General features: G+C 61.4%; 8 protein-coding genes. 4 read left to right on the top strand and 4 right to left on the bottom strand.

Annotated elements, in window-relative coordinates; translation table 11 throughout:
• Positions 1–869, top strand: an 869-nt coding sequence (locus KBF66_RS08950) for an amidohydrolase family protein (protein WP_296655289.1), incomplete at its 5' end; no start/stop codon positions are given.
• Between the two features lie 70 nt (positions 870–939).
• The gene (locus KBF66_RS08945; RefSeq protein WP_296655287.1) at positions 940–1,590 is read left to right on the top strand and encodes an N-acetylmuramoyl-L-alanine amidase; all 651 of its coding nucleotides are present in this window, start codon (positions 940–942) and stop codon (positions 1,588–1,590) included.
• A 65-nt stretch (positions 1,591–1,655) separates the two neighbouring features.
• Here the strand turns inward: KBF66_RS08945 and KBF66_RS08940 are convergent, their stop codons facing one another.
• Together KBF66_RS08940 and KBF66_RS08935 are read right to left on the bottom strand one after the other, a co-directional pair.
• Positions 1,656–2,702 (bottom strand): helix-turn-helix domain-containing protein, encoded by a 1,047-nt coding sequence (locus tag KBF66_RS08940; RefSeq protein ID WP_296655284.1) that lies wholly within the window; start codon positions 2,700–2,702, stop codon positions 1,656–1,658.
• Positions 2,702–3,274 carry an isochorismatase family protein gene (locus KBF66_RS08935; protein WP_296655281.1) on the bottom strand — a complete coding sequence of 191 codons (573 nt, stop codon included), beginning with the start codon at positions 3,272–3,274 and terminating at the stop codon, positions 2,702–2,704. The genes KBF66_RS08940 and KBF66_RS08935 overlap by 1 nt, the downstream gene beginning before the upstream one ends.
• Positions 3,275–3,520: 246 nt before the next feature.
• On the opposite strand from KBF66_RS08935, the gene KBF66_RS08930 reads away from it, so the two are divergent.
• On the top strand, positions 3,521–4,627 hold the full coding sequence (locus tag KBF66_RS08930; protein WP_296655279.1) for a PfkB family carbohydrate kinase: 1,107 nt from the start codon (positions 3,521–3,523) through the stop codon (positions 4,625–4,627).
• Positions 4,624–5,544, top strand: coding sequence for a pseudouridine-5'-phosphate glycosidase (locus KBF66_RS08925; protein WP_296655277.1), 921 nt, complete (start codon positions 4,624–4,626; stop codon positions 5,542–5,544). The genes KBF66_RS08930 and KBF66_RS08925 overlap by 4 nt, the downstream gene beginning before the upstream one ends.
• A gap of 59 nt (positions 5,545–5,603) precedes the next feature.
• Here the strand turns inward: KBF66_RS08925 and KBF66_RS08920 are convergent, their stop codons facing one another.
• Both KBF66_RS08920 and KBF66_RS08915 read right to left on the bottom strand, forming a co-directional pair.
• Positions 5,604–6,956 (bottom strand): aspartate aminotransferase family protein, encoded by a 1,353-nt coding sequence (locus tag KBF66_RS08920; RefSeq protein WP_296655274.1) that lies wholly within the window; start codon positions 6,954–6,956, stop codon positions 5,604–5,606.
• Between the two features lie 46 nt (positions 6,957–7,002).
• Complete coding sequence (locus KBF66_RS08915) at positions 7,003–8,352, bottom strand: glutamine synthetase family protein (protein ID WP_296655272.1); 1,350 nt, start codon at positions 8,350–8,352, stop codon at positions 7,003–7,005.
• Between the last annotated feature and the right edge of the window lie 26 nt (positions 8,353–8,378).

The following is an 8,378-nucleotide window of genomic DNA, read 5'->3' as shown; positions in this document are numbered from 1 at the left end:
TGGCCATCGACATCCACACCCACGCCGAGGTGAGCTGCTGGAACCCGTTTGACAACTACGGCGAGGAGTACGACCGCGCTGCCGACAAGTACTTTCGCAACAGCCGCCGCCCGACCATTGCCGAAACAGTGGCCTACTACCGCGAGCGAAAAATCGGCTTGGTGATGTTCACCGTCGATGCTGAAGCCCAGATGGGCCGCCGCCGCGTGCCCAACGAGGAGGTGGCCGAAGCCGCCAAAGCTAATTCCGACATGATGATTGCCTTTGCCAGCATCGACCCGCACAAGGGCAAGATGGGCGCACGCGAGGCGCGCAAGCTGATCGAGGAACAAGGCATCAAGGGCTTCAAGTTTCACCCCACGGTGCAGGGTTACCACCCTTACGACAAGATGGCCTGGCCGATTTACGAGGTGATTGCCGAGTACAAAATGCCCGCCATCTTTCACACCGGGCACAGCGGCATTGGCAGCGGCATGCGCTGCGGCGGTGGCCTGCGGCTGGCTTTGAGCAACCCGATGCACCTCGACGACGTGGCGGTCGATTTCCCGGACATGCAGATCGTCATGGCGCACCCGAGCTTTCCGTGGCAGGACGAGGCGTTGAGTGTGGCCACCCACAAGCCCAATGTGTGGATTGATCTCAGCGGCTGGAGCCCCAAGTATTTCCCCAAGCAACTGGTGCAATACGCCAACACGCTGCTGAAAGACCGCATTCTGTTTGGCAGTGACTACCCACTGATCACCCCGGATCGCTGGATGAAGGACTTTGAAGACGCCGGCTTCAAGCCGGAAGTGATGCCAGGTATTCTGAAAGACAACGCGGTGCGGCTGCTGGGGCTGGACAAGGGTGAAGGGTTGGTTGGGCGCTGATAATTTGTCGATGTCGAACTGGCGTCACCTGTTTTTTCTGCTTCTTTTCCTGCTGCATGCAACCCGCCCGATGGCTGCCCATGCAGCCGTGGTCAGCGTGGATGTGGGCCACGGCTTGCAAGACAGTGGCGCGCTCAGTGCCCGTGGCCGCGCTGAATTCGACTTCAACCGCGACCTCGCGGTGCATCTGGCCAAAGCCTTGCGCAGCCGCGAGCTGCGGGTGCGTGAAGTCAATTTTGATGGTCAGATCAGCAGCCTGACGCAGCGCCCATTGGCGGGGCTGGGCAGCGACCTGTTTGTGTCGGTGCACCACGACTCGATCGACCCCGAATTCTTGCTGCCCTGGACATGGCGTGGGCGAACTGCCACCCACACTGTGGTCAAGCGGGGTTTTGGGCTGTTTGTCTCCAGCCGCAATCCTGACCTTGCGACCAGTCTGCGCTGCGCCGTTCTGATGGGACGCTTGTTGCGTCGGGCCGGCTTTGTGCCCACACCCTGGCACGCGCGCAAGCACAAGGCGGCTGATGCTGACAATGGGGTCTGGTATTACGACACCCTGCTGGTGCTGGGCTCAACCACCGTACCAGCTGTGTTGCTGGAGGCCGGGGTGATCCGCCACCGGGACGAAGAGTTGCAGTTGAAGAATCCAACGCGTCAGGCGCGTATGGCCGATGCACTGGCCAGTGCCACCGCGGCGTGTTTGTCGGTTTCGTCAAGGTAACCAGTTGCTGCCGATCCAATACTGCGCCTCGATCGTGGGTTGTGCCGAGTTTCATGGCGGTGGTCTCACATACCAGCGCCGCGTTGCGGGCGACTTTTGGGTTCGGGTTTCTTTGTTGATTTCATTTGGGTGGGTGTGCCGGTTTCGCCCAGGTTGCGCCAGGCGCGGCGCAACTGGGTGTCGGAGCTGAAGCCTGCCAGAGCCGCGGCTTGTGTCACGTTGCGACCGGACTTCAGTGCCGTTTGTGCCATGGCCAGGCGAATCCGGCGCAGGTATTGCAGTGGCGCAATGTCGGTGTGCAGCATGAACAAGCGTGTCAGGTGCCGGGGTGATGTGCACGCCACCGCCGCCATAGCGGCCAGATGCCAATCCAACGCAGGCTGGCTGCCAATGGCATCTTGCACCCGGTGCAGTGCCGGGTGCAAGTGGTTGCGGTAAGCCAGAAATGGCGATAGCTCGGGGTCTTGCGGACCGCGGCGCATGGCGACCACCATGATTTGTGCCACCTGAGCGGCGATGGCTTCGCCGCAAATTTGCGCAATACGGTGCAGCGTCAAATCGATGCCGGTCGTCACGCCTGCGCTGCTGTACACCGGCGCGTCCTCCACAAACACCCGGTTTTCACCCACATGGCAGGTGGGCTCGGCTGTTTGCAATTCAACCAGATGCTGGTGGTGCGTGGTCACATGTTTGCCACTGAGCAAGCCTGCATGGGCTGCCAGCACGGCGCCGGCACACACCGTCACCAGTTCCAGCTGTTGGGTTTGCAGCCGCAGGCCACGCAACCAATGCAACAGGGTTTGCGTTGACGCCTGGTTGATGTCGATGACCTGACCAGGCTGTCCCACCAGCACGATCCAGGTGGGCATTGCCGGGTTGGCGAGCAAGGGTGAGGGCAGCGGCAGCAGCCCGGTGACGGCGCAGCCGACCGAGGTTGGCGCCACCGGCTGCGTGCCAACAAACTGCAAAACAAAACGCGCAGCCTGGCCCTGTGCCTGCAGGCATTGGTTAGCCAGACGCAGGGCTTCGGCCGGCCCGGCCCAGTCCAGCAGCAGGCTGCCTGGCTGCAGTACAAACAAGACTTGGATCGGCGTGTGCGACGCGATTTTCATCAAGCTTTTGCTGGGTGCACTGTGCGTTCCAGCGCCTGCGCCACGTTGCAGATGGTGGCAAAGCGATCTTTCAGCACCGTGGCGGTGCGTGCCTTGATGTCGACTGCACGCAAGGTGCTGCCGTCGATCTGCTGCATGTCCCAGGTCAGCGTGGCCTCCAGGCAGTAGTCCACCTGCCAGCCCAGATCGGAGGCGTGGCGTGTGGTGGTTTCGCAGCATTGCTCGGTGCGGATACCGCTGATGATCAGTTTTTGTATGCCGTGCTGTGTCAGCCATACGTCCAACCCCGTGCCCACCAGTGCGCTGTGGCGGCTCTTGAAAAAAGTGGCACTGGGCTCAAACGCATGCAGTTCAGCCAGCGGCCGCACAAAACCGGATTCGATAGAAAACGGGTTGCTCGCCACTTTAGGTCCATCCACATGAAAGACCCGAACGATGGGGACGCTGCTGGCCACGCAGCCATCAATCAAGGCGTTTTGAGCGGCCAGATAAGAAGGCAAGTCGGTGGCGGTGAAGTAGCTGCGCTGGCGGAACGACTCTTGTGAATCAATCAAAACAAGACATGATTTCATGAATTTTCCTGCAAGTTGAAAGGCTTCATGGTGCATGTTTTAACTGCACAAAGCCAATTCATGCAGGACAAGTATCGATCAAGATAAGACATTCATGTGAACGTTTTCAGTGCCGCCCGCCTTGTTGTTCCTCGGTGACAAAGTCTGTTGGGATCTGCATCGCACGCCTGCCTTGGTCCAGCGATCAGCACCGCAGGTTTGAATCATTGACGGGCAAACAAAAGTTTGTATGATAAACTTTTGTTTATGACAGAGCGTGAGCAACAAATCCTGGCCATCCTGCGTGATGAACCGCTGATTGCCCAGCAAACCCTGGCGGATCGACTGAGCATCAGCCGCTCAGCAGTGGCAGGCCACATCATGAACCTGACGCAGAAAGGGCACATTCTGGGCAAAGGCTATGTGCTGGCCGACCCGCGTTTTGTGCTGGTGCTGGGCGGGGCCAACATGGATATCTCGGCCACCACTGAGCGCACGCTGGTGCCCGCAGACTCCAACCCCGGCTTGGTACGCTGTGCCCCAGGCGGTGTGGCGCGCAACGCAGCAGAAAACCTGGCGCGACTGGGGGTTGATACCCGCTTGCTGGCCGCCGTCGGTGACGATCCGTTTGGCCGCAGCCTGTTGGAGGCCACGCAGAAAGCGGGCGTCGACGTGCAGGGCTGCTGGGTGCTCAATGGCCAGACCACGTCCACCTACGTGTCCTTGCATGGCCCCGCTGGGGACCTGGCAGTTGCTGTGAATGACATGCGCATACTGGACTGCATCACACCTGAAAAGCTGGCCCCACAGGCTGACCGGGTGCGCCACGCCGCCGCCCTGGTGCTGGACTGCAACCTGACGGCGGATGCCTTGGCCTGGGTGTTTGCCAATCGGGGCAACACACCGGTGTTTGTGGACACTGTGTCGGCATTCAAATGCCCGCGCCTCGTGCCGTGGTTGGACCAGGTGCACACACTCAAGGTCAACCGGCAGGAGGCGCAGGCGCTATGCGGCTGGGCGGTGCAAAGTGATGCCGAGATAGAGCGTGCCGCGCAATGGCTGCATACCGAAGGCGTACAGCAGGTGGTGCTGAGCCTGGGCGCACGCGGCGTGTACTGGAGCGACATGGGGGCAGCACACGGCTGGCAGGGCACGGTACCTGCCGAGGTGGTCAATGTCACCGGTGGTGGTGATGCGCTGATGGCTGGCCTGGTGCACGGGTTTGTGAGCCGCCAAAGCCTGGCTGAAACCATACCGTTTGCGCTGGCATGTGCGGCTTTGACGGTGAGCGCCGAGCAGTCCAATCACCCCAGTTTGTCTGTTGTTTCCGTTGCGCAGTTGTTGCGCAATGTCACCCTGAGCATGGCACCATGACCCATTCCTACCTGGATATCCATCCCGATGTGGCACAAGCCATCACCGAGCGCCGCCCGGTGGTGGCGCTGGAGTCCACCATCATTTCGCACGGCATGCCGTATCCGCAGAACGTGGCCACGGCTCTGCAGGTTGAAGCCGAAGTACGTGCCCATGGTGCAGTGCCGGCCACCATTGCCATCATCAACGGACGGCTCAAGGCCGGTCTGACGGTGGCAGAGATTGAAGTCCTGGGCCAGAGTGGGCGCAGAGTGGTCAAGGTCAGCCGTCGCGACATCCCGTTCATCGTGGCCGCCAGTGCGACCGGTGCCACCACGGTCGCAGCGACCATGGTGATTGCCGCCATGGCCGGCATTCGCGTGTTTGCCACCGGCGGCATTGGTGGCGTACACCGGGGGGCGCAGCAGAGCTTTGACGTGTCGGCTGACTTGCAGGAACTGGCGCAGACCCCGGTGGCGGTGGTGTGCGCTGGTGCCAAGTCCATCCTTGACCTGGGCTTGACGCTGGAATACCTGGAAACCCATGGCGTGCCGGTGATTGGGTACCAGACCCCGTGGTTACCGGCGTTCTATACCCGCGACAGCCAGTACAGAGTGGACTACCAGCTCGACAGCGCCCAGGCCATTGCCCAGGTGATGCACGCCAAGTGGGCCATGAACCTGAGCGGTGGGCTGGTGGTGGCCAACCCGATCCCCGAGGCCTTTGCCATGCCGCGCGCAGCCATTGATGCGGCAGTGGAACAAGCCCTGCAAGAGGCACAACAGCAACACATCACTGGCAAGGAGTCCACCCCGTTTTTGCTGGCGCGGGTGTGTGAATTGACCGGTGGCGACAGCCTGGCCGCCAACATTCAGCTGGTGTTGAACAACGCACGCTTGGCTGCGGCCATCGCGCGGGATCACCTGGTTTTGCTATAGGCGCATGCAGAGGGTGTTGGCAATCCGCACGGCGCTTGTTGGCTTTGGGTGCAAAACGCTCACCGCGTCAGTTCTGCCAGCACATCGTCAAATGCATCCAACAACCGGGTGACGTCGGCCGCACGGGTGGCCGGACTGCACAGCAGCATGTTGTGAAACGGTGTGATCAGCACGCCGCGATTGAGCAATGCCAGGTGGATCAGGTGCTCCAGTTCCGGGTCGAACAGCTGTTGCGCCTGGCTGCCATTCAAGGGTGGCAGCGGGCCAAACTGAAACTCGCAACGCGCGCCCACTTGTGTCACGCACCAGCTCAAGTGGTGGCGCGCAAGGCTGGCCCGCAATCCCTCGCTGACGGTGCTGGCGCACGCGATCATCTGCGCGAAGGCCGCCGGCGTTGCCACCTCACTGAGTGTGGCGCGCATGGCGGCCATGGTCAGCAGATTTGCGCTGAGAGTGGTGCCGATGCCTGAATGCCCGGCGGGTGCGTCGCGCTTGGCCTGGGTGGCGCGCCGGGCCAGTTCGGCCGTCATGCCATAGACCGCGCAGGGCAGTCCGCCGGCAATCGGTTTACCCAATACCAGCGCATCGGGCTGCAGACCATGGGCTTTTGCATAGCCGCCCGGGCCGCTACTGAAGGTGTGGGTTTCATCCAGAATCAACAACGCGCCATGTTGGTGGATCAGTGCCTGGGCCCGTGGCCAAAAGTCAGGCTGTGGCAACACCATGCCAACGTTGGTCATCACCGGCTCGGCCAGAACACACGCCACATCGCCCGCCTGCAACGCGGCTGCCAGCGCCGGCAGGTCGTTGAACTCAAGCACCCGTGTGTGGGCGGTCAGGTCAAACACCTGCCCCAGCAGACTGCTCCTTTGGCGCGGCTGGCCGTCAACCAGATCAACAAACACGTCGTCCACCGTGCCGTGGTAACAGCCGTTGAATACCAGTAATTTTTGGCGTCCGGTGGCTGCACGTACCCAGCGCAACAGAAAGCGGTTGGCGTCGCTGGCTGAAAGGGCGCTTTGCCACACCGGAAGACCAAAACGCCGCGCCAATTCGATGCCGACCCAGGCGGCGTCAGCACCCGGCAACATCGCGGTGCAACCCAGGGCCACCTGCTGCTGCACCACGCTGACCACGGCAGGTGGGGCGTGGCCAAACATGGCGCCGGTATCGCCCAGGCAAAAGTCGGCGTAGTCGTGACCGTCGACATCGGTGACGCAGGCTCCCCTGGCGCTGGCCACCTGAAGTGCAAACGGAGTGGACCAGTCACTCATCCAGTGCAGCGGCACGCCAAACAGCCAGTGGGGTGCGGCTTGTGCCGCCAACGCCTGTGATTTGGGGTGAGAGGCGACGAAACGCGCCCGCTCGATGTGGACCAGAGAGTTGCGTGTGTCGGCGGAAATTTCATGCATTTTTGGCCTCTAGCGCAATTTGGACGTCCTTTGATTGCTATCTTTATTAGACTAGTAGAAGCAGGTGCTCACGCTCCCACGAGCTGATGACACGGCTGTAGGTGGCGTACTCCAGCTCTTTCACGGCGCAAAAGGCTTGCACAAACGACGGCCACAACACCTCGGCCAGGGGTTCGCAGGCACGCATTCTGGTGATGGCGTCTTCCAGGTGGCGCGGCAACTCGTAGTCGCGGTCCCAGGCGCTGCTGGTCATTGGGTCAGTGGGCTGAAGCTGCGCCATCATGCCCAGGTAACCGCAGGCCAGCGTGGCAGCGGTGGCCAGGTAAGGGTTGACATCCACCCCGGGCACGCGGTTCTCCACCCGGCGGTTTTGCGGGTTGGACTTGGGTACCCGAATGCCGCAGGTCCGGTTGTCCAGACCCCATTGCACGTTGATGGGTGCCGACATGAAGCGCGACAGGCGCCGGTAGGAGTTGACGTAGGGGGCCAGCATCGGCATGACCTGCGGTACATACTTTTGCAAGCCACCGATGTAATGCCTGAAATGTACGCTGGCCGAACCATCGGCATTGGAAAAGATGTTGCGGCCGGTGTCGGCGTCCAGAATGCTCTGATGGATGTGCATGGCGCTGCCGGGTTCCATCTCCATCGGCTTGGCCATGAAGGTGGCAAAAATGCCGTGGCGTAGCGCCGTTTCGCGCACCGTACGTTTGAACAAAAACACCCGGTCGGCCAGATCCATCGGGTCGCCGTGGCTGAAGTTGATTTCCATCTGACCCGCGCCGGCCTCGTGAATCAGCGTTTCCACGCCGAGCCGGTGCACGCTGCAAAACTGCGACAGCTCCATAAAGAACGGATCAAAGTCGTTGACCGCGTCGATCGAGTACGACTGCCGGCCTGCCTCGGACTTACCGGTGCGTCCCAACGGCGGTTGCAGAGGTTCGTGCGGATTTTTCTGCCGTGCCACCAGGTAAAACTCCATCTCCGGGGCGACGATTGGCTTCCAGCCCTGTTTCTCATACAGCGACACCACATGGCGCAACACACTGCGGGGTGCCAGCTGCACCAGTGAGCCATCGTCTTCATGGCAGTCATGAATCACCACCGCCACCGGTTCCGCCGCCCAAGGCACCACACGCGCTGTGCTCACGTCGGGCAGGCATACCATGTCGGGGTCGGTCTCACCCACATGGGGGCCGTTGTCGGGCTGCTGGCCGTTGACGGTGTTGAGCAACACACTTTTGGGCAGACGCATCTCGCCCGCCGCAAGAAACAGATCCCTGGGCAGAATCTTGCCCCGGGCAATGCCGGTCATGTCGGGGATGACACACTCGACCTCGTGGATCCGATGCTCCGTCAGAAAGGCGGAGATGGTGTCAGAAGTGGCGTCGCGCATGGGTTCAGACCAGTAGTGGAATGACC

Origin of the sequence: Rhodoferax sp. (assembly GCF_018063565.1) — a bacterium.
Lineage (GTDB): Bacteria > Pseudomonadota > Gammaproteobacteria > Burkholderiales > Burkholderiaceae_C > Rhodoferax.
Note: the sequence above shows the minus strand (reverse complement) of the source record. Positions and strands in the feature narration are given on the sequence as shown.

Bases quoted from the DNA above. Each gene is read 5' to 3' on its own strand.
- KBF66_RS08920 (WP_296655274.1), bottom strand. From the start codon at position 6,956: ATGCATGAAATTTCCGCCGACACACGCAACTCTCTGGTCCACATCGAG.
- KBF66_RS08945 (WP_296655287.1), top strand. From the start codon at position 940: ATGGCTGCCCATGCAGCCGTGGTCAGCGTGGATGTGGGCCACGGCTTG.
- KBF66_RS08930 (WP_296655279.1), top strand. From the start codon at position 3,521: ATGACAGAGCGTGAGCAACAAATCCTGGCCATCCTGCGTGATGAACCG.
- KBF66_RS08915 (WP_296655272.1), bottom strand. From the start codon at position 8,352: ATGCGCGACGCCACTTCTGACACCATCTCCGCCTTTCTGACGGAGCAT.
- KBF66_RS08925 (WP_296655277.1), top strand. From the start codon at position 4,624: ATGACCCATTCCTACCTGGATATCCATCCCGATGTGGCACAAGCCATC.
- KBF66_RS08935 (WP_296655281.1), bottom strand. From the start codon at position 3,274: ATGAAATCATGTCTTGTTTTGATTGATTCACAAGAGTCGTTCCGCCAG.
- KBF66_RS08940 (WP_296655284.1), bottom strand. From the start codon at position 2,702: ATGAAAATCGCGTCGCACACGCCGATCCAAGTCTTGTTTGTACTGCAG.